Genomic DNA, 18,679 nt, shown 5'->3' on the forward strand with positions numbered 1-18,679 from the left:
GAAGTTTAGACATTGAGGGGACCGCTGCTTGAAAAAGCGTCTGTTCGTAACGGGTCTGAGTGGATTCGTAGGACAACACATCCAATCTCGTCTGAAGGCTGATGCCTCGGAATGGGAACTGCTGCCTGCCCCTTCCCGTTACGATCTCGTACAGCCAGAAAGCCTTGAAGGCCTGTGGCCGGAGATGCCCGATGCGGTCATTCATCTGGCCGGCCAGACCTTCGTTCCCGAAGCCTTTCGTGATCTGGCACGTACGCTGAATATCAATCTGCTGGGCACCCTTAACCTGCTTCAAGCCCTCAAAGCCCGTGGCTTCGCCGGTACGTTCCTGTACGTCAGCTCCGGTGACGTCTATGGCCAGGTCAACGAAGCCGATCTGCCCATCACCGAACGCCAGCCACCCTGCCCGCGCAATCCTTATGCCGTGAGCAAACTGTCGGCGGAGTTCCTGAGCCTGCAATGGGGCCTGAGCGAAGACTGGCCAGTGCTGGTCGCTCGTCCGTTCAACCACATCGGCACCGGGCAGAAGGACAGCTTCGTCATCGCCAGCGCGGCGCGGCAGATCAGCCGAATCAAGCAAGGCCTGCAAACACCGCAACTGGAAGTCGGTGACATCGACGTCACTCGCGATTTCCTCGATGTGGGCGACGTGGTGTCGGCCTACTTCGCATTGCTGGAAAAAGGCACGTCGGGACAGGTCTACAATATTTGCTCGGGCCGCGAGCAGAGCATTCGCAGTTTGATCGAACAGCTGGGGGATCTCGCCCAGGTCGATGTGCAACTGATTCAGGATCCGGCGCGTCTTCGCCGCGCGGATCAACGTCGCGTTTGTGGCAGCCATGCCAAGCTTGCCCAGACCACAGGCTGGACGCCTGAAATCACAACACAACAATCCTTGCGGGCGATCCTGTCCGACTGGGAGAAGCGAGTACGACAAGAATGACAAAAAGTGCATTGATCACAGGGATCACCGGTCAGGACGGCGCCTATCTGGCCAAGTTGCTGCTCGACAAAGGTTATAAAGTCCATGGTCTGGTGGCGCGGCGCAGCAGCGATTCACGTTGGCGACTGCGCGAGACCGGGATCGAGGGCGATATCGTCTATCTGGATGGCGATATGGCCGATGCCTGCTCGGTGCAGCGCGCCGTAATCAAATCGGCACCGGATGAGGTTTACAACCTGGCGGCGCAAAGCTTTGTCGCCGCCTCCTGGGATCAACCGGTGACCACCGGCATCGTCGACGGCCTGGGCGTGACTCACCTGCTCGAAGCGATCCGTCAGTTCAGTCCGCACACCCGTTTCTATCAAGCGTCCACCAGCGAAATGTTTGGCTTGATTCAGGCCGAGCAGCAGGACGAAAACACGCCGTTTTATCCGCGCAGCCCTTACGGCGTGGCCAAACTCTATGGCCACTGGATCACGGTGAACTATCGCGAAAGCTTCAACCTGCACGCCAGCAGCGGGATCCTGTTCAACCACGAATCACCGCTGCGCGGCATCGAGTTCGTGACCCGTAAAGTCACCGACGCCGCCGCCCGCATCAAACAGGGCAAACAGCAGGAACTGCGCCTGGGCAACATCGACGCGAAACGCGATTGGGGATTTGCCGGCGACTACGTCGAAGCCATGTGGCTGATGCTGCAACAGGACACGCCTGACGATTATGTGGTCGCCACCGGCGTGACCACCACCGTGCGCGAAATGTGCCGCATCGCCTTTGATCACATTGGCCTCAACTACCGCGACTACGTGAAGATCGACCCGGCGTTTTTCCGCCCGGCCGAGGTAGAAGTGCTGCTTGGCAACCCGGCCAAGGCCCAGCGCGTACTGGGCTGGAAGCCAAAAACCGATCTGGACACCTTGATCCGCATGATGATGGATGCGGACATCAAACGCGTTGCCAAGGAGTAGGCCATGCTGATTCCCGTGATTCTCTCCGGCGGTGCCGGCACCCGGTTGTGGCCGGTGTCCCGCGAAGGCCATCCCAAGCCGTTCATGACCCTGCCCGACGGTCAGTCGCTGCTGAGTAAAACCTATCGGCGTGCGGCCGGCTTGCTCGATGGCTGGGGCGATATCGTCACGGTGACCAACCGCGACTATTACTTCCAGAGCAAGGATCACTATCAGGAGGCGTGCCTGGAGCGCCATCGCGGGCATTTTCTGCTCGAGCCGACGGGTCGCAACACAGCCCCGGCCATTGCGGCGGCAGCCCTTTCGCTACAAGCCCTGCACGGCGATGAAGCGATCATGGTGGTTATGCCCGCCGACCATCTGATTCTCAACGAAGACGCCTTGAAAAGCGCGGTCGAGCATGCCGTGGCGCTGGCCAAGTCTGGTCACCTGGTGACGTTCGGCGTCGTGCCGACAGCCCCGGAAACCGGCTTCGGCTACATCGAAACCGGTGCCCCGCTGGACGACAAAGGCGCCGCCAAGGTGCAGCGCTTCGTCGAAAAACCCGACCTGCAAACCGCCACGCATTATCTGGAGAGCGGCAACTTCCTGTGGAATTCGGGGATGTTCTGCTTCTCGATCGCCACGCTGCTGGCCGAGTTGCACCTTCACGCCCCCGCATTGCTGGAACAGGCTCGGGCCTGCATGGCGGCCAGTGCGCCGGTGGAAACCGGCGGTTGCCTGCAACAGGAACTGTCGCCAACGCACTTCGCCGAAATCACCGACATCTCCATCGACTACGCCCTGATGGAGCGCTCCGACAAAGTGGTCGTGGTACCGGCCAGTTTCGACTGGAGCGACATCGGGTCCTGGGGCGCCGTGGCCGCACTGGTGCCGGCCGATGCGCAGAACAATCGCGCCAGCGGCGAGGCGATCTTCATCGACAGCCACAACAACTTCGTCCAGAGCGAAGACCGGTTGGTCGCCGCAGTGGGTGTGGATAACTTGATCATCATTGACACTGCCGATGCAGTGCTGGTGGCCCACGCCGACCGCGCCCAGGATGTGCGCCGGGTAGCCCGGCAGCTCAAGGACAAAAAACACGAAGCCTATCGCCTGCACCGCACAGTCAGCCGACCGTGGGGCACCTACACCGTGCTCGAGGAAGGTCCGCGCTTCAAGATCAAACGTATCGTGGTCAAACCCGGGGCCAAGTTGTCGTTGCAGATGCACCACCACCGCAACGAACACTGGGTGGTGGTCGAAGGCATGGCCAAGGTCACCAACAACGGTTCCGGGTCGCACCTGGTGGCCAAGAACGAGTCGACGTTCATTGCCGCCGGGCACAGGCACCGTCTGGAAAACCCCGGCGTGATCGACCTGGTCATCATCGAAGTGCAAAGCGGTGAATACCTGGGGGAGGACGATATCGTTCGATTCGAAGACCAATATGGCAGGACGGTTTGAATGTTGCTTTCCCTGTATCGCTCGCTGTGGGGCTATCGAGGTTTCATCCTCGGTAGCGTCAAGCGAGAGTTTCAAGCGCGTTATCGCAATTCGCTGTTCGGTGCCCTGTGGACCGTACTCAACCCGTTGTCGATGATCGTCGTCTACACGGTGATTTTTTCCCACGTCATGCGCGCACGCTTGCCGGGTGTGGATGACGGCATGGCCTACAGCATCTACCTCTGCGCCGGGTTGCTGACCTGGGGCCTGTTCTCGGAAATCACTCTGCGTAGCCAGAACATGTTTCTGGAAAACGCCAACCTGCTGAAGAAAATCAGCTTCCCGAGAATCTGCCTGCCGGTGATCGTGCTGTTCAATGCCGGCATCAACTTCGCGATCATCATCGGGCTGTTCCTGGGCTTTCTGCTGATCACCGGGCGCTTGCCGGGCATGGCCCTGCTGGCGTTGCTGCCGCTGATCGCGCTGCAAGTCATGTTCTGCGCCGGTCTGGGGATGATCCTCGGCGTGTTGAATGTGTTCTTTCGCGATGTCGGGCAACTTTTCGCCATCTGCCTGCAATTCTGGTTCTGGCTGACACCGATCGTGTACCCGCTGAGCATCCTGCCCGAGTGGGTCCAGCGGCTGTTGCAACTCAACCCGCTGACGAACCTGATGGGCAGTTACCAGAACCTGTTCCTCTACGGCCAATGGCCGGTCTGGAGTGCGCTGCTGCCGATTTTCGTGATCGGTGTGTTGTTCTGCGTGATCGGGCTGCGACTGTTTCGTCAGCGGGTCGGCGAAATGGTGGATGAACTCTGATGGGACACATACGCGTGACGGGCCTGGGCAAGGCCTACAAGCAATACCCCACACGCTGGAGCCGACTGGCTGAGTGGCTGATCCCGTTTTCGCCCATCCGCCATCGCCAGCACTGGGTGCTGCAAGACGTAGCGTTCGAAATTGCTCCCGGTGAAGCGGTGGGCATCGTCGGGGTCAACGGTGCCGGCAAAAGTACCTTGCTGAAGATGATCACCGGCACCACCCAACCCACCTGTGGGCAGATCCAGCTCGAAGGTCGCGTCGCCGCCCTGCTGGAACTGGGCATGGGGTTTCACCCGGAGTTCACTGGTCGACAAAACGCGATCATGGCCGGGCAACTGCTGGGCATGCAGGTCGAAGAAATCGAAGCCCTGATGCCACAGATCGAACATTTCGCGGAAATCGGCGAAGCCATCGACCACCCGGTGCGCACCTACTCCAGCGGCATGCAGATGCGCCTGGCGTTCAGCGTGGCCACCGCGCGGCGCCCGGACATCCTGATCGTCGACGAAGCGCTGTCGGTGGGCGACGCCTACTTCCAGCACAAGAGCTTCGAACGCATCCGCAGCTTTCGCAGGGCCGGCACCACATTGCTGATCGTGTCCCACGACCGCTCGGCGATTCAGTCGATCTGCGACTCGGCGATTCTCCTGGAGAACGGCCGCATGGCCATGCACGGCAAGCCCGAAGCCGTCATGGACTACTACAACGCCCTGCTCGCCGAGCGCGAAGGCCAGACGGTGCGTCAGGAAATGCTCGCGGACGGCCAGGTGCAAACCGTTTCCGGCACCGGTGAAGCCGGGATCCTCAGCGTGCGCATGCTCGATGAGCGCGAACGTGCCATCGATGCCGCCGAAGTCGGCCAGCCGGTCGTGCTTGAGGTGCAAGTCGAAGTGCGCCAGGACATCGAACGCCTGGTGCTGGGTTTCATGATCAAGGATCGCCTGGGCCAGGCCATGTACGGCATCAATACCCATCGTCAGGACCTCGCCCTCACCGATCTGCAGGCCGGCGAGCGGCTGACCTACCGCTTTGCCTTCGTCATGGGCCTGGGCAAGGGCAATTATTCCGTGGCCCTGAGCCTGTCGCGACTGGACTCGCACCTGGACCGCAATTTCGAGTGGCGCGACTACGGCCTGGTGTTCCATGTGATCAACAACCGACACGAAGACTTCGTCGGCTGTTCGTGGCTGGCGGCGAAAACCACCATCACTCGCGCAGCCGAATCGATTGTTTCGGAGAACACGCCATGACCCGTCTCCTGGTGGAATGCACGTACGTGTTCCAGCACCCCAAGGTCAACTCAGGCATTCAGCGGGTGGTGCGCAACGTCATCAACCAGTTGCCTGAACGCGTCGATGGCGTTGAGTGCATCCCGGTGGTGATGCTCAAGGGCAAGCTCTACCGGGTTCTGAAACTGAGCCCTTCAGGCATCCCTTTTTTCAACGGGCTGATGGAGTTCGGTGGGCGCCTGGAGCGATTGGCTCATCGTTTCTGGCAACTGCACCAGCGCCTCGACAAACGCTGCACCTCGCGATGGACCCGGCGCGCGCTGTACGCGGCTTACCGCCTCACGGCGCTGGCGGGTTTCAGCGTACCGCTGCGCCTGATTGATCAGATCAATCGCTATCACCTGCCCAAACGTTGCTCGCCGCTGCAGCATCAACCGGGCGATCAACTCGTGTTGCTGGATTCGTCCTGGCACGCCGATTTCTTCCCGTTGGCCGAACAACTCAAACGCGAAGGCGTGGGCATTGTCTCGGTGATCTACGACCTGATTCCCCTGACCCACCCGCAGTTCTACGACACGCGACTGGTGCAGATTTTCAACGAGTGGTTCGACTGGATCGCCAAAACCGCCGACGGCTACGTGGCGATTTCCGCCACGGTGCGCGATCAGGTGCGCGATGAATTGCATCGTCGCGTCGGTCCTGCCAAAGCCGACACCTTGTGGTTCGACTACTTTCACCTGGGCTCGGAGCTGGACCTGCGCGAAGAAACCGCCGCTGTCGAAACACGCCTGACCCGGCTGTTCGATACCCCCGAACCAGTGTTCCTGATGGTCAGCACCATCGAGCCGCGCAAGAACCACGACTACTTGCTGGACGCCTTCGAACTCGCCTGGGCCGCAGGCTCCACTGCCCGTCTGTGCATCGCCGGGCGCATTGGCTGGAAATGCGATGCCCTGCTCGCCCGGGTGCGCAATCACCCGGAGCTGAACAGGCGGTTGTTCATGTTTAACGACCTGAGCGACACCAGCCTTGAACACGCCTATTCCCACGCCAGTGCACTGGTGTTTCCGTCCTACGTCGAAGGCTTCGGCCTGCCACTGGTAGAAGCCATGCAGCGCGGTTTACCGGCCATGGGCAGTGACATCCCGGTCTTCCGCGAAATAGGCGGCGAGTTCATGGCGTACTTCGACCTGGCCGAACCACAAAACCTGGCGGATCTGGTTGCCCGATTCGAGAGCAGCAAACAATTCCCGGCCGCCCGCGATGTGGCGGACTGGCGCTGGATTGGCTGGCGTGAAGCCAGTGCTCAACTGGCCGAGCGAACCCTGCGCAACCTTGTGGAAACACCCGTCGTGCAAGAGAGGCAACATGCGAATTGCCCTTAATGCCCGAATTCTCCAGGCCCCACGCACCGGTATCGGCCATTACGTCGCCGAACTGGTGAGTGCCCTGGCCGGTGAGCCCGATGTCGAGTTGTCGCTGTTCCATGGCTGGGGCTGGAGTTCTTCGCTACCTGACGCCGCCATGCCGGGCTACTCGCGACTGACGCCGTTGCTGCGGCAGATACCGGGGGCGTATCAGGCTCGACGCTGGCTGGCGCAGAAACGCTTTGATCAAGGCCGTGCGCAGGCGATCGACCTTTATCACGAACCCAGTCTGTGGCCGTTGTCGTTCGACGGCCCGACGGTCATCACCCTGCATGACCTGACACACCTGCACTATCCCGAGACACAACCCCCGGCACGCCTGCGAGAAATCGAGCGGCGACTGGCCGATGGCGTGCAACAGGCGCAGCTGATTCTCACCGACTCGCAGTACATTGCCGACGAGGCTCAAGCCTGTTTCGCACTGCCGGCCGAGCGTTTTGTAGTTGCCCCGCTGGGCGTGGCGGCACGTTTCCACCCACGCGAACCCGAGGCCATCGATACGTTGCTCAAGGCCCACGGGGTCGAGATGCGGGATTATTTTCTCTGCGTAGGCACCCTGGAGCCACGCAAGAACCTGACGCTGGCCCTGCGCGCCCACGCCCAACTTCCGGAAGCATTGCGTCAGCGCTTTCCGTTGTTGATCGTGGGCATGGCCGGCTGGCAGCGCGAACACTTCAACGATGAGCTGCGCCAGGCATTGGCCAATGGTCATGTGTGTTTGCTCGGTTATCTGCCCGACGAGCAGGTCGCGCAGCTGTTGGCAGGCGCCCGGGCGCTGATTTTCCCGTCGCGCTATGAAGGCTTTGGTCTACCGGTGCTGGAGGCCATGGCCAGCGGCACGCCGGTCATCCTGACCCGACGTTCGGCCATGCCCGAAGTCGCAGGCGTTGCGGGCAACTATATTGAACCTGACGATCCAGACGGCTTGCGCGATGCCATGCGCCGTCTGATCGACGATCAAACACATTGGCAGGCATGCCGAAAAGCCGGATTGCAGCAGGCAAGGCTATTTTCCTGGGAGCGCTGCGCGAAGATCACTGCCCGCGCCTACCGCCAGGCCATGGGAGGTTGAATGCGAGTTCTTCATTTTTTCAAGACGTACCTGCCTGACTCGGTCGGCGGGATCGAACAAGTCATCTTCCAGTTATGTGAAAGCGGCGCCCAGCATGGCATTGAAAGTCAGGTGTTGACCCTCAGTGCCGATCCGACACCGCCGGTGGTGCAACTCGGTCAGCACGAAGTCCATCGGGCCAAACTCGACATTCAGTTCGCTTCCACAGGCTTTTCTTACAGCGTCTTCAAGCAATTTCGCGAAATGGCCGCTGAAGCGGACGTGGTCAATTACCACTTCCCGTGGCCGTTCATGGACCTGGTGCATTTCTTCAGCGCCATGAACAAACCCAGCGTAGTGACCTACCACTCGGACATCATTCGTCAGAAGCACCTGCTCAAACTTTACCGGCCACTGATGAACCGCTTCCTTGCCAGCGCCGACCGGATCGTCGCCGCCTCCCCTAACTATCTGCACACCAGTGATGTGTTGCAGCAGTTTCAGGACAAGACCCGCGTCATTCCCTATGGCCTGAACAAGGCAGGTTATCCACAGGCCGATAACGAACGCATGAACCATTGGCGGCAAAAGCTTGGGGATAAGTTTTTCCTGTTTGTGGGCGTGATGCGCTATTACAAAGGCCTGCACATTCTGCTCGACGCCTTGAAAGACGTGGATTACCCGGTGGTGATTGTTGGCGCCGGGCCGCTGGAAGCCGAACTGCACGCCCAGGCCGCAGCGTTGGGTTTGCGCAATATTCACTTTCTGGGGCGTCTTGGCGACGAAGACAAAGTCGCGCTCCTGCAACTGAGTTACGCGATCGTATTTCCTTCGCACCTGCGCTCCGAAGCGTTCGGCATCTCGCTGCTCGAAGGCGCGATGTACGGCAAACCGATGATCTCCAGCGAAATCGGCACCGGCACCAGCTACATCAACATCCACAACGAAACCGGGCTGGTGGTGCCGCCGAGTCATCCACAAGCGTTCCGTGAAGCCATGCGCACACTCTGGGAAAACCCGACGCTTGCAGCCGAAATGGGCGTGAAGGCAGAGGCGCGTTATCGGCAGTTGTTCACGGCGGAAGAAATGGGTCGCAAGTGGACGACGTTATACGAAGAACTACTGGAAGAAAAATCCCTGTCCTACGCCTAACTCATGTGGGAGCGGGCTTGCTCGCGAAAGCGATTTATCATTCAACACTTGTGTTGTCTGACACTCCGCTTTCGCGAGCAAGCCCGCTCCCACATTAAATCAGCTGTGTGGCGCAGGTTTTGGTACGGCAACGTTATCCAGCATCCGGTTCACCGCCAGTTCTGCCAGCATGACGATCTGTTGAATCGCCATCGCCGTATACCGATGTGGCCCTTCCAGATACCCCGCAAAATCACTCGCCATCACACTGGCCTGGGCCAACGATTCACAGGTGTGGGCCAACAGGTCTTCGTCTTTGATATCCGGCGCAACCATGTACATCGTGCTCGGTTTGCGGGCCATGGGGGATTTGAGGGCTGAGGGGTTGAGGTAGTGATCGAGCGCGCGGTTAGCGGCTTCGTTGAGTTTTTTGGAATCGAGGGATTCGTAGGGGGAAACGTCGTCGGTTTCAGGGGGATTTGGTGTTGCTTTGAACATGGTGAAACTCCATTCGAGGACTGGAGTTCGCCAACACTGCGACCAAGCAGAAAGGTGGCGAACCGTACGCGGGTTGGTCGACCAGGGAATGGAAACCCGGCAGGGCCTAAGCCCTCCCACGCACAGCTCGCCATGAAGCAAGCATAAAAGTGCGCCATTCTAAACCTGGGCGACCAAACCCGATCACTGAATTTGCAGCGACCCCCAAAGCCTATCCCTCCGACTTCTGACACGACAACCGCTAGAACGTGTCGGAATCGTCCTTCAGAACAGCCAAATCTGTAGGATATTCGCAATTGTTTTCAGGCCAGCCGAGATCAAATGTGGGAGCGGGCTTGCTCGCGAAGGCTGTTTAACATTCAACATGGAAGTTGTCTGACACACCACTTTCGCGATCAAGCCCGCTCCCACAGGGGATTTTCTCTGTTGTCTGGTTCAATTACAGATCCAACACCAACGCTGCAAACCCTGAGCCGGAATCGCGCAAAAAATCAGCATCTGTCCGTTATCCAGTCCTGCCGCCGGCGGCTGTGGATAACTCACCTGACCGCTGATCAACCGGGTTTTGCGGATGCATTCGCCTGCGCCCAGGTCCCGGTCAGCAAACTGGTGGGTGACACGCCGTCAAAGCGCCAGCGCAAGGCCAGTGCCGCGGGCCGTCGCACCACGTGCTCCACCTCGAATGTCCACAACCGCTCGGCCCCTTGAAAGGCTTCGACTTGCGGGCCTTCGAGGATGATTTGCGTGCGACCGCTGAGGTGCAGCAAGTCACCGGAATCGAAATCGATGAACAGCAAACCGGCTCGAGGATTGATCAGCAGATTGCCCAACGTATTGAAGAACAGATTGCCGGCGAAGTCCGGGATAGTCAGGCGATTGCCCTCTACCTGGACGAAACCGGCCTGCCCACCCCGGTGAGAAACGTCCACCGAGCGTTGGCCATCGACGTCCACATAACTGGCGACAAAGAAGGTATCGGCGCCGGCAATCATGGCTTTGGCCGCGTCATCCAGCCCGTTGAGGTGCTGCGCGACACGGGTCGCCGGATCCGCCAAGGGCACCGAGCGAAATTGGCGCAATTGAATGTATTTCGGGCAATTACCGAAAGATTGCTGCACCGTCACCTCGAAGCCGCTCGTTGTCACAGCGCCAACTCGGCCATTGAGACGGTTGCGACGTCGGGTGTGCAGCTCAATACCGAGCAGACCGATCGCCGCTCCCTCTTGCAATTGCGCAGGGTCGTCGTGGCCAGGCAGGCTGCCAAACTGCAACAGCGCAGGCTCTGGAGAATGGGCAAAACCTGGCGCCCCTTCCAGAATGCTGGCCCAAGCGTTGCCGTCAGCATCCACCGCGCCGTACAGCATGAACGGCAGTTGCTGATAGAAGGTGCGGTGCTGATCCGGCATCTCGCTGCGAATCACCCTACGACCTAACTCCTCCATTCGCTCGGCGACACCCACGTGAGCCTGCAACTGTGTCTCGCCTGCGTGCCAAGGTGAACGTTCCATAACGGCTTCTCCCCTGCGCTCATCGCGCAACAAGAACAGCCCGACTGAGGCGGGCTGTGAACATCAGGCAGTTTTTTGCAAACCGGCCACGGTGCGTGGCATGCCGACAAACCCTGGCAAGACTTCAACCCGTGCCAGCCAGGCCCGAATGTTGGGGTAGTCATCCAGCGACACATTGCCTTCCGGAGCATGGGCGATGTAGCTGTACGCGGCGATGTCGGCGATGGTCGGCTCGCCACCGGCCAGATAGGCCGTTGCGCCCAGTTCCTGATCGATTACTTTGAGCCAGCTGTGGGCGTAAGCGATCACCTCTTGCGCGTTGTAAGGCGCACCAAATACGGTGATCAGCCTTGCCCTGCCCGGGCCGAAGGCAATCGGCCCGGCGGCGACCGACAACCAGCGCTGAACCTTGGCCGCACCGACCGGGTCGGTTGGCAGCCAGCGACCGTTGCCGTATTTCAGCGCAAGGTAGACCAGGATCGCATTGGAATCAGCCAGCACCACGCCTTGATCATCAATCACCGGCACTTGCCCAAACGGGTTGAGCGCCAGAAAATCCGCTTGCTTGTGGGCGCCCTTGGCCAAATCGACGAAGATCAGCTCGGTCGGCAGTTGCAACAAAGACAGCATCAGCTCTACACGGTGAGCGTGGCCAGAGCGGGGAAAGTTGTAGAGTTTGATTGCTTGCATGGTCGACTCCGCTGGGTGGTGGCGCCGTCCAGGAAAGATCAGCGCCGATAGGGGGCTATCTTCCATCCGCAACCAAAACAACAGAATAACCAGCAAACGCAATCCATTATTTCAGCCAGTGCAATAACCCTTCAGCCAAGCAGGGCTGGGTGTTCGCGCAGGACGTTCACCGCGAAGTCCACAAAACTACGGACCCGCACCGGGGCCTTGCGCCCACCCTGGTAGACCACATGAATGGGCAATGGCGGCAGTTCGAAGTCAGCCAGAACAATTTCCAGCTCACCGGCCGCGACTTTGCTCGCCACTTGATACGACAGCACTCGAGTCAGTCCCAGCCCCATGGCGGCAGCCGTGATAGCCGCCTGATTGGCGGTGACCACAAGACGCGGTTCCAGACGAATGCTGATCGGCTCTCCCGCATCAATGAACGGCCAGCTTCTGTGCTGACCGATAGACGAGGTGGCGATGATCGGGGCTGTGCTCAAATCTGCAGGATGGCGGGGCCGACCATGGTCGGTCAGGAATCCAGGGGACGCGCAGATCACCCGCCGCACTTCGCCCACGCGAATTGCATGTTGATTGCTGTCAGGCAACTCACCGATGCGCACAGCCACATCGATGCCCTCCTCGACCATGCTCACCACCCGGTCGACCAGTAGAGCGTTGATGCTGACTTCAGGAAATTGAGACAAGTAACCGACCATGACCGGCGTAACGAACAAATCACCGAACAACACCGGCGCCGTGATCGTCAGTTGCCCACGGGGTTGGGCGTGGCTCCCGGCCGCCGAATCCTCTGCTTCCTGCACCTCGGTGAGAATTCTCCGACAATCCTCCAGATAACGCTGACCCGCCTCGCTCAAATGCACGCTGCGGGTGGTACGTGTCAGCAATTGGGTGCCAATGCGCTTCTCCAGTGCCGCCACGGCGCGGGTGACACTGGCCGCCGACATCCCCAAACGCCGCGCCGCCGCCGAGAAGCCTTGTTCCTGGGCGACGGTGGCGAAGACTTGCATTTCCTGGAAGCGGTCCATGGATTAACTCCTGAGCACTGAAAAACGCGAGGCCGACAGTTCCCGATTGGACCTGGATATCGCTGGAAGAGGATGAGCCGTGCAGTTTTACTGGCATTCTGATTATTGTGACGTATAAACCTGAACGTTCACGCTTTCAATTGCTGAGACCGTATCCAGATGCCCTCCATCTACCAACTTAAACCTGCCTTCCAGAATCTGTTGCGACCGCTGGTGCAGCGATTGTTCGATAACGGCACCACCGCCAATCAAATCACCGTGCTGGCCGGCGTCATTTCGGTCGTGACGGGCGTCGCGATTGCCTGTTTCGCCAATCACCTGTGGGTATTTCTGCTGATTCCCGTGTGGATGATCCTGCGGATGGCGCTGAACGCCATCGACGGCATGCTGGCCCGGGAATTCGGCCAGCAGTCGCGCCTCGGCGCCTACCTTAATGAACTGTGCGATATCGTTGCCGACAGCGCGCTGATCCTGCCTTTCGCCCTGATTCCCGACGTGAGTGTGTTGATTGTGCTGTTGGTCACGCTGCTGGCATTGTTCAGCGAGTACAGTGGCGTCCTCGGGCCGATGGTCGGCGCATCGCGGCGTTATGACGGCCCGATGGGCAAGAGCGATCGCGCGTTTGTACTGGGCGTCTTGGCCACCGGCATTGCCATCGGCTGGATCAACGCGTTGTGGATTAACGTTGTGTTTGCGGTGGTCGCCGTCCTGCTGGCTTACACCTTGGTCAACCGGGTCCGTCTGGGCCTGAAAGAAGTGCAGGAAAACGCTCCCTCGGCATAAGGCCCTCAGCGTAAGGCTCCCCAAGCATAAGGAAAGTGCAATGCGTGAAACTCAGAATAAGACCTTCACTACCCACGACGGCGTTGAACTGTTCTACCGCCATTGGCCGGCCACGGCGGATAATTCGGGCGAACCGCGCAAGGCAGTGCTGCTGTTTCATCGCGGCCATGAACACTCGGGGCGTATCGCTCACCTGGTGGATGAACTGGACCTGCCAGCGTTCGACTTCTTTGCCTGGGACGCGCGCGGCCATGGTCAGTCGCCGGGCGCTCGCGGCGACAGCCCGAGTTTCGCCACCAGCGTGCGGGACGTGCAGACCTTTTGCGATCACCTGAACGCGACCCATCAGATCGACGAAGAGAACATGGCCGTGATCGCCCAGAGCGTCGGCGCGGTGATTGCCTCGACCTGGGTCCACGACTATGCACCGCGCATCCGTTCGTTGGTGCTCGCGTCACCCGCATTCAAGGTCAAGCTCTACGTCCCTTTCGCCCGTCCGGGCCTGGCACTGATGCGCAAGTTTCGCGGCAACTTTTTCGTCAACAGCTACGTAAAAGCCAAGTTTCTCAGTCACGACCCGGAGCGCGTCGCCTCCTACGACAGCGATCCGCTGATCACCAAGGCGATTTCGGTGAATGTGCTGCTCGGCTTGTATGAAGCCGCTGACCGTGTGGTGGCCGATGCGCAGGCGATTCAAGTGCCGACCCAGCTGCTGATTTCCGGCTCGGATTTTGTGGTCCACCGCAAACCCCAGGAACAGTTTTTCGAACGTCTGGGCAGCCTGAAAAAGGAAAAACACATCCTCCCGGGCTTCTTCCACGACACGCTTGGGGAACGTGATCGCGCCGTGGCCGTAGCCAGTGCCAAACGCTTTATCCTGCAAAACTTTGAATACCCGCTGGACCGGGCCTCGCTGCTCGATGCCGACAAGATCGGCCTGACCTGCGCCGAATCCGAATCCCTCGCCGCTCCGCTGCCGCACAACTCGTTGCGTGACCTGTACTGGCGCATGACCCGCGCCAGCATGCGCTTGGGCAGCCGACTGTCAGATGGAGTGAAACTGGGCTTCGACACCGGTTTCGACTCCGGCAGCACCCTGGACTACGTGTACCGCAACCAGCCCACCGGCAAGGGCGGGCTTGGGCGGATGATTGATCAGAACTACCTGAATTCCATCGGCTGGCGCGGCATTCGCCAGCGCAAACTCAACGTCGAAGAGTTGCTGCGCCTGACCATGGCCAAGCTGCGCGAAGAAGGCCGACCGGTGCGCATCGTCGACATCGCCGCCGGTCACGGCCGCTACATTCTCGAAGCCTTGCAAGGCGTCAGCCCGCTACCGGAATCGATACTGTTGCGCGATTACAGCGACATCAATGTACGTGACGGTGGTGCGCTGATTCGCGATAAGGGCCTTGGGGACATCGCGCAGTTCGTGAAAGGCGACGCGTTCGACCGCGCCGACCTGGCGGCACTGGAGCCAAAGCCGACACTGGCGGTGGTGTCCGGGTTGTATGAACTGTTTGCCGACAATGCACTGGTCGGCGGCTCTCTGGCGGGCCTGGCCGAGGCCGTGGAGCCCGGTGGCTATCTGGTCTACACCGGTCAACCCTGGCACCCGCAGCTGGAACTGATCGCCCGCGCCCTCACCAGCCACCGTCAAGGCCAGGCGTGGGTGATGCGTCGGCGCAGCCAGGCGGAAATGGATCAACTGGTGGAAGCAGCGGGTTTTCGCAAAATCACCCAGCGAGTGGATGAATGGGGGATCTTCACCGTGTCCCTCGCGCAACGGGTGCAATGATGGGCGCTGCCCCGAGAGAGCCGGGTTTGCTGAAACCCGCCGTGCTCTGGTTGCTGGTGCTGGCACCGCTGTTTTTCGCCAGCTACGGCTTTGCCACATGGGTCACGGCCCAGCGCAGCGATGTCGCCACCTTCGTTTTCGATTGGGAAAGCGCCATGCCCTTCTGGGCCTGGACCATCGTCCCCTACTGGACGATAGATCTGCTGTACGGTTTTTCGCTGCTGCTACCCGATAGTCGCCATGAGCTCAAGCGCCACGCCTTGCGCCTGCTGAGTGCTCAAGTGATCTCTATCAGTTGTTTCCTGTTATGGCCGCTGCGCTTCACCTTCGAACGGCCTGAACTGGATGGAGTGTTCGGCTGGCTGTTCGCGGTGCTGGCCGGGTTCGACAAGCCGTTCAATCAGGCGCCATCGCTGCACATCGCCCTGCTGGTGATTTTGTGGGTGATGTACCAACGGCACTCTCAAGGGCTGTGGCGCTGGCTGGTGCACGGTTGGTTCGCATTGATCGGGATTTCGGTGCTGACCACTTATCAACATCACTTTATCGACTTACCCACAGGCGCCCTCGCCGGCTGGCTGTGCGTGTGGTTGTGGCCACTGGATCGGCCCAGCCCCTTGAGTAGCCTGCGGTTGGCCGAGGACCCGAAACGCTGGCGCCTGGCCCTGCGTTATGGCGTAGGCGCGGCGATATTCGCCCTTCCAGCCTTTGGCCTGGGCGGCGGATGGCTGTGGCTGATATGGCCCGCCGTGGCATTGCTGTTGGTGGCGCTCAACTACATGCTGCTGGACGCCGCCGGGTTTCAGAAACGCGCCGACGGCCGCCTTAGCCCGGCCGCCCGTTGGTTATTTGCGCCCTACGTGGCAGCGGCGTGGATCAACTCACGACTTTGGACCCGCAAACATCCACAGCCCAATGAGGTTGTGGATAACGTTTGGCTCGGCAGGCTTCCCGACGCTGAGCAATTGGCGCCGTTCAAAGCTGTGGTCGATCTATGCGCTGAGCTGCCGCTCAACCCGAGAGGCCGCGCCTATCAAAGCGTTCCGATACTCGACCTGACCGCGCCCAGCGCTGAGCAATGTCTCGCCGCCGCCCAGGCCATTGAACACCTGCGCCAGCAAGGTCCATTGCTGGTCTGCTGCGCTTTGGGCTATTCACGCAGCGCCACCGCTATCGCGGCCTGGTTGCTGCACAGCGGTCGAGCGGCCACTGTCGATGCCGCCGTGGCGATGATCCAGGCCGCACGCCCGCAAGTGGTGCTCCATCCGGCCCATCGCCAAGCCCTGGAGAACGCCTATGCCGGTTGATATGGAACTGAACGTGGTCGCCAGCCTGCTGCGCCGGGGCCGCACCCTCGATCAGTTATCCACAGGGCTGACCTTGCTGGGTCTGTTGTTCGGCCTGCTGCAACTGTTGCTGATCACCCCGACTGCGCCGTTCTTGATCCTCAGCGCCTGGCTGATCATCCTCGGGCTATGGCAAAAATACTGGGCGCTGCGGGTGGCCTTCGACGCTGACCTGTTTACCCTGATGGCCCGCGACGCTGACGCTTTGTCAGACCGCACTCAAGCCCTCGATCAGGCCCTGCAAAACCTCGGCCTGCAAGCGGCCAACCGTGCCGGCCGGCCCTGGACCGAACGTCAGCGCGGGGGGCTTAAACTGCTGCGCAAACAGGCTGTCCTGCTGGCCGTCCAAGTGCTGCCACCCTTGGTGGTCATCCTGGCCAGCCCTTGGCTGCCCTTCGCTGGATAAGGAAATCGTTCATGTTCGAACCTGTGGTCGCCACCCTCATCACCTCCATGGCCCGAACCGTTACTGGCGCCCGCAGCCTGTGGATGGGTTGCGCGCCGGAACCCGTGCAGCGCATTTATTTTGCCAACCACAGCAGCCACGGCGATTTCGTGCTGCTCTGGGCCTCGCTCCCTTCCACCCTGCGCAAACTTACGCGACCGGTGGCCGGCAGCGACTACTGGAACAAGAGCGCCTTACGCCGTTACATCATCAGCCGGGTGTTCAACGGCGTGCTGATCGATCGCGAGCGCAAGGACCCTGTGGATAACCCGTTGCAGCCCATGCTCGACGCCCTGGAGAACGGTGATTCGTTGATCATCTTTCCCGAAGGCACGCGCAATCTGGAAGAGGGTTTGCTGCCATTCAAAAGCGGCCTGTATCACTTGGCAAAACGTTACCCACAGGCCCAGGTGATTCCGGTGTGGATCGCCAACCTCAACCGGGTCATGCCCAAGGGCCGAGTGCTGCCACTGCCGCTGTTGTGTACCACCAGTTTCGGCGCGCCCCTGCAACTGACCGAAGGCGAGAGCAAAGAACAGTTCCTTTCACGCTGCCGCGACGCACTGCTGGCCCTCGCCCCGGAGCATTCCTGACATGGATAGACAAACCCTGATGCTGTTCGGCGGGATCGGCATGATCCTGGTGCTGGCTTCACTGATTGGCCTGATCCTCAAACTGCGCACCCAGGGCACGCCCAATGCAGTCATCGAGAACCTCAACGCCCGCATCAACGCCTGGTGGGTGATGGTGGTGGTGATCGGCATCGCTTTTTGGCTGGGCACCGGCGCGGTGATCCTGCTGTTTTACGCGGTATCGTTCTATGCGCTACGCGAATTCCTCACCCTCATGCCCACCCGACGCAGCGACTACCCGGCGCTGGTGGCAGCGTTTTACCTGGCATTGCCGCTGCAATATCTGCTGATCTATTCCGATTGGTACGGACTGTTCTCGATCTTTATTCCGGTGTACGTGTTTTTGCTGCTGCCGATCCTTGCGTCTCTCGGCGGCGACAGCACGCACTTCCTCGAGCGAGCGTCGAAAGTGCAATGGGGCTTGATGATCGCGGTGTTCTGCGTGTCGTTCGTCCCCGCCCTGCTGACACTGGACATCGTCGGTTATGAAGGTCGAAACCTGCTGCTGATCGCGTATCTGGTAATCGTGGTGCAGCTGTCGGACGTGCTGCAGTACGTTTGCGGCAAGTTGTTCGGCAAACACAAAATCGCGCCCACTCTGTCGCCGTCGAAAACCGTTGAAGGCTTTGTCGGCGGCGTTCTGTTGTCCTCGCTGATTGGCGCAGCCTTGTGGTGGACCACACCATTCAGCCCGTGGCAGTCGTTCTTGATTGCGCTGCTGATCAACCTGCTGGGGTTTGCCGGCGGCATCGTGATGTCGGCGATCAAGCGTGATCGGGGCGTGAAGGATTGGGGACACATGATCGAAGGCCACGGCGGGATGCTGGATCGACTGGATTCAGTGTGTTTTGCGGCGCCGATCTTCTTTCATCTTGTGCGGTATTGGTGGACTTGAGATAGCTGACCTTTTCAAACAAAAAAAGACCGCAGCCAAAGCTGCGGTCTTTTC

At 60.0% G+C, this 18,679-nt stretch carries 17 protein-coding genes and 1 pseudogene; 14 read left to right on the forward strand and 4 right to left on the reverse strand.

Going from position 1 to position 18,679, the window contains the following annotated elements:
• Window positions 1-28: 28 nt before the first annotated feature.
• Genes PMI36_RS09415 through PMI36_RS09380 form a run of 8 tightly spaced genes read left to right on the forward strand, consistent with a single transcriptional unit; the run spans window position 29 to window position 9,017 of the window.
• Window positions 29-943, forward strand: coding sequence for a GDP-mannose 4,6-dehydratase (locus PMI36_RS09415; RefSeq protein WP_008073616.1), 915 nt, complete (start codon window positions 29-31; stop codon window positions 941-943).
• Window positions 940-1,911: a GDP-mannose 4,6-dehydratase gene (gene gmd, locus PMI36_RS09410; RefSeq protein WP_008073617.1), complete on the forward strand. Its 972-nt coding sequence runs from the start codon at window positions 940-942 to the stop codon at window positions 1,909-1,911. Before PMI36_RS09415 ends, gmd begins: the two co-directional genes overlap by 4 nt.
• Window positions 1,912-1,914: 3 nt before the next feature.
• Window positions 1,915-3,357 carry a mannose-1-phosphate guanylyltransferase/mannose-6-phosphate isomerase gene (locus tag PMI36_RS09405; protein ID WP_008073618.1) on the forward strand — a complete coding sequence of 481 codons (1,443 nt, stop codon included), beginning with the start codon at window positions 1,915-1,917 and terminating at the stop codon, window positions 3,355-3,357.
• Window positions 3,358-4,155 (forward strand): ABC transporter permease, encoded by a 798-nt coding sequence (locus tag PMI36_RS09400; protein ID WP_008073619.1) that lies wholly within the window; start codon window positions 3,358-3,360, stop codon window positions 4,153-4,155.
• Window positions 4,155-5,408, forward strand: a complete 1,254-nt coding sequence (locus PMI36_RS09395) for an ABC transporter ATP-binding protein (protein ID WP_008073620.1) — start codon at window positions 4,155-4,157, stop codon at window positions 5,406-5,408. The genes PMI36_RS09400 and PMI36_RS09395 overlap by 1 nt, the downstream gene beginning before the upstream one ends.
• Window positions 5,405-6,772: a glycosyltransferase family 4 protein gene (locus PMI36_RS09390; RefSeq protein ID WP_008073621.1), complete on the forward strand. Its 1,368-nt coding sequence runs from the start codon at window positions 5,405-5,407 to the stop codon at window positions 6,770-6,772. The genes PMI36_RS09395 and PMI36_RS09390 overlap by 4 nt, the downstream gene beginning before the upstream one ends.
• Window positions 6,756-7,886: a glycosyltransferase family 4 protein gene (locus tag PMI36_RS09385; RefSeq protein WP_008073622.1), complete on the forward strand. Its 1,131-nt coding sequence runs from the start codon at window positions 6,756-6,758 to the stop codon at window positions 7,884-7,886. Before PMI36_RS09390 ends, PMI36_RS09385 begins: the two co-directional genes overlap by 17 nt.
• Window positions 7,887-9,017 carry a glycosyltransferase family 4 protein gene (locus PMI36_RS09380; RefSeq protein ID WP_008073623.1) on the forward strand — a complete coding sequence of 377 codons (1,131 nt, stop codon included), beginning with the start codon at window positions 7,887-7,889 and terminating at the stop codon, window positions 9,015-9,017. It begins immediately after the preceding gene.
• A gap of 99 nt (window positions 9,018-9,116) precedes the next feature.
• Here PMI36_RS09380 and PMI36_RS09375 read toward each other — a convergent pair whose 3' ends face one another.
• The 4 genes and pseudogenes from PMI36_RS09375 to PMI36_RS09360 form a co-directional block, all read right to left on the reverse strand.
• A complete protein-coding gene (locus PMI36_RS09375; protein ID WP_008073624.1) occupies window positions 9,117-9,494 on the reverse strand; it encodes a DUF6124 family protein in 378 nt (125 codons plus the stop codon).
• Window positions 9,495-10,066: 572 nt separating this feature from the next.
• Window positions 10,067-11,002 (reverse strand): annotated as a pseudogene (locus tag PMI36_RS09370) (pyridoxamine 5'-phosphate oxidase family protein); the annotation flags it as partial.
• Between the two features lie 63 nt (window positions 11,003-11,065).
• The gene (locus tag PMI36_RS09365; RefSeq protein ID WP_008073626.1) at window positions 11,066-11,692 is read right to left on the reverse strand and encodes a glutathione S-transferase family protein; all 627 of its coding nucleotides are present in this window, start codon (window positions 11,690-11,692) and stop codon (window positions 11,066-11,068) included.
• 131 nt (window positions 11,693-11,823) lie between these two features.
• The gene (locus PMI36_RS09360) at window positions 11,824-12,726 is read right to left on the reverse strand and encodes a LysR family transcriptional regulator (RefSeq protein ID WP_008073627.1); all 903 of its coding nucleotides are present in this window, start codon (window positions 12,724-12,726) and stop codon (window positions 11,824-11,826) included.
• A gap of 159 nt (window positions 12,727-12,885) precedes the next feature.
• Between PMI36_RS09360 and PMI36_RS09355 the strand changes: the two genes are divergently transcribed.
• Genes PMI36_RS09355 through PMI36_RS09330 form a run of 6 tightly spaced genes read left to right on the forward strand, consistent with a single transcriptional unit; the run spans window position 12,886 to window position 18,625 of the window.
• Window positions 12,886-13,509 carry a CDP-alcohol phosphatidyltransferase family protein gene (locus PMI36_RS09355; protein ID WP_008073628.1) on the forward strand — a complete coding sequence of 208 codons (624 nt, stop codon included), beginning with the start codon at window positions 12,886-12,888 and terminating at the stop codon, window positions 13,507-13,509.
• Window positions 13,510-13,549: 40 nt separating this feature from the next.
• Entirely contained in the window at window positions 13,550-15,307 is a 1,758-nt protein-coding gene (locus tag PMI36_RS09350; RefSeq protein WP_008073629.1) for a bifunctional alpha/beta hydrolase/class I SAM-dependent methyltransferase, read from the forward strand.
• On the forward strand, window positions 15,304-16,614 hold the full coding sequence (locus PMI36_RS09345; protein ID WP_008073630.1) for a phosphatase PAP2/dual specificity phosphatase family protein: 1,311 nt from the start codon (window positions 15,304-15,306) through the stop codon (window positions 16,612-16,614). The genes PMI36_RS09350 and PMI36_RS09345 overlap by 4 nt, the downstream gene beginning before the upstream one ends.
• Window positions 16,604-17,059 carry a hypothetical protein gene (locus PMI36_RS09340; RefSeq protein ID WP_008073631.1) on the forward strand — a complete coding sequence of 152 codons (456 nt, stop codon included), beginning with the start codon at window positions 16,604-16,606 and terminating at the stop codon, window positions 17,057-17,059. Before PMI36_RS09345 ends, PMI36_RS09340 begins: the two co-directional genes overlap by 11 nt.
• Window positions 17,060-17,070: 11 nt before the next feature.
• Window positions 17,071-17,691, forward strand: coding sequence for a lysophospholipid acyltransferase family protein (locus tag PMI36_RS09335; protein WP_008073632.1), 621 nt, complete (start codon window positions 17,071-17,073; stop codon window positions 17,689-17,691).
• A 1-nt stretch (window position 17,692) separates the two neighbouring features.
• Complete coding sequence (locus PMI36_RS09330; protein WP_008073633.1) at window positions 17,693-18,625, forward strand: phosphatidate cytidylyltransferase; 933 nt, start codon at window positions 17,693-17,695, stop codon at window positions 18,623-18,625.
• Window positions 18,626-18,679: the final 54 nt, after the last annotated feature.

The sequence above is a fragment of the Pseudomonas sp. GM79 genome (assembly GCF_000282495.1).
Lineage (GTDB): Bacteria > Pseudomonadota > Gammaproteobacteria > Pseudomonadales > Pseudomonadaceae > Aquipseudomonas.

Coding starts and splice junctions, on each gene's coding strand:
- PMI36_RS09365 (WP_008073626.1), bottom strand. CDS start 11,692: ATGCAAGCAATCAAACTCTACAACTTTCCCCGCTCTGGCCACGCTCAC.
- PMI36_RS09335 (WP_008073632.1), top strand. CDS start 17,071: ATGTTCGAACCTGTGGTCGCCACCCTCATCACCTCCATGGCCCGAACC.
- PMI36_RS09330 (WP_008073633.1), top strand. CDS start 17,693: ATGGATAGACAAACCCTGATGCTGTTCGGCGGGATCGGCATGATCCTG.
- PMI36_RS09345 (WP_008073630.1), top strand. CDS start 15,304: ATGATGGGCGCTGCCCCGAGAGAGCCGGGTTTGCTGAAACCCGCCGTG.
- PMI36_RS09390 (WP_008073621.1), top strand. CDS start 5,405: ATGACCCGTCTCCTGGTGGAATGCACGTACGTGTTCCAGCACCCCAAG.
- PMI36_RS09350 (WP_008073629.1), top strand. CDS start 13,550: ATGCGTGAAACTCAGAATAAGACCTTCACTACCCACGACGGCGTTGAA.
- PMI36_RS09400 (WP_008073619.1), top strand. CDS start 3,358: ATGTTGCTTTCCCTGTATCGCTCGCTGTGGGGCTATCGAGGTTTCATC.
- gmd (WP_008073617.1), top strand. CDS start 940: ATGACAAAAAGTGCATTGATCACAGGGATCACCGGTCAGGACGGCGCC.
- PMI36_RS09405 (WP_008073618.1), top strand. CDS start 1,915: ATGCTGATTCCCGTGATTCTCTCCGGCGGTGCCGGCACCCGGTTGTGG.
- PMI36_RS09355 (WP_008073628.1), top strand. CDS start 12,886: ATGCCCTCCATCTACCAACTTAAACCTGCCTTCCAGAATCTGTTGCGA.
- PMI36_RS09340 (WP_008073631.1), top strand. CDS start 16,604: ATGCCGGTTGATATGGAACTGAACGTGGTCGCCAGCCTGCTGCGCCGG.
- PMI36_RS09380 (WP_008073623.1), top strand. CDS start 7,887: ATGCGAGTTCTTCATTTTTTCAAGACGTACCTGCCTGACTCGGTCGGC.
- PMI36_RS09395 (WP_008073620.1), top strand. CDS start 4,155: ATGGGACACATACGCGTGACGGGCCTGGGCAAGGCCTACAAGCAATAC.
- PMI36_RS09385 (WP_008073622.1), top strand. CDS start 6,756: ATGCGAATTGCCCTTAATGCCCGAATTCTCCAGGCCCCACGCACCGGT.
- PMI36_RS09375 (WP_008073624.1), bottom strand. CDS start 9,494: ATGTTCAAAGCAACACCAAATCCCCCTGAAACCGACGACGTTTCCCCC.
- PMI36_RS09360 (WP_008073627.1), bottom strand. CDS start 12,726: ATGGACCGCTTCCAGGAAATGCAAGTCTTCGCCACCGTCGCCCAGGAA.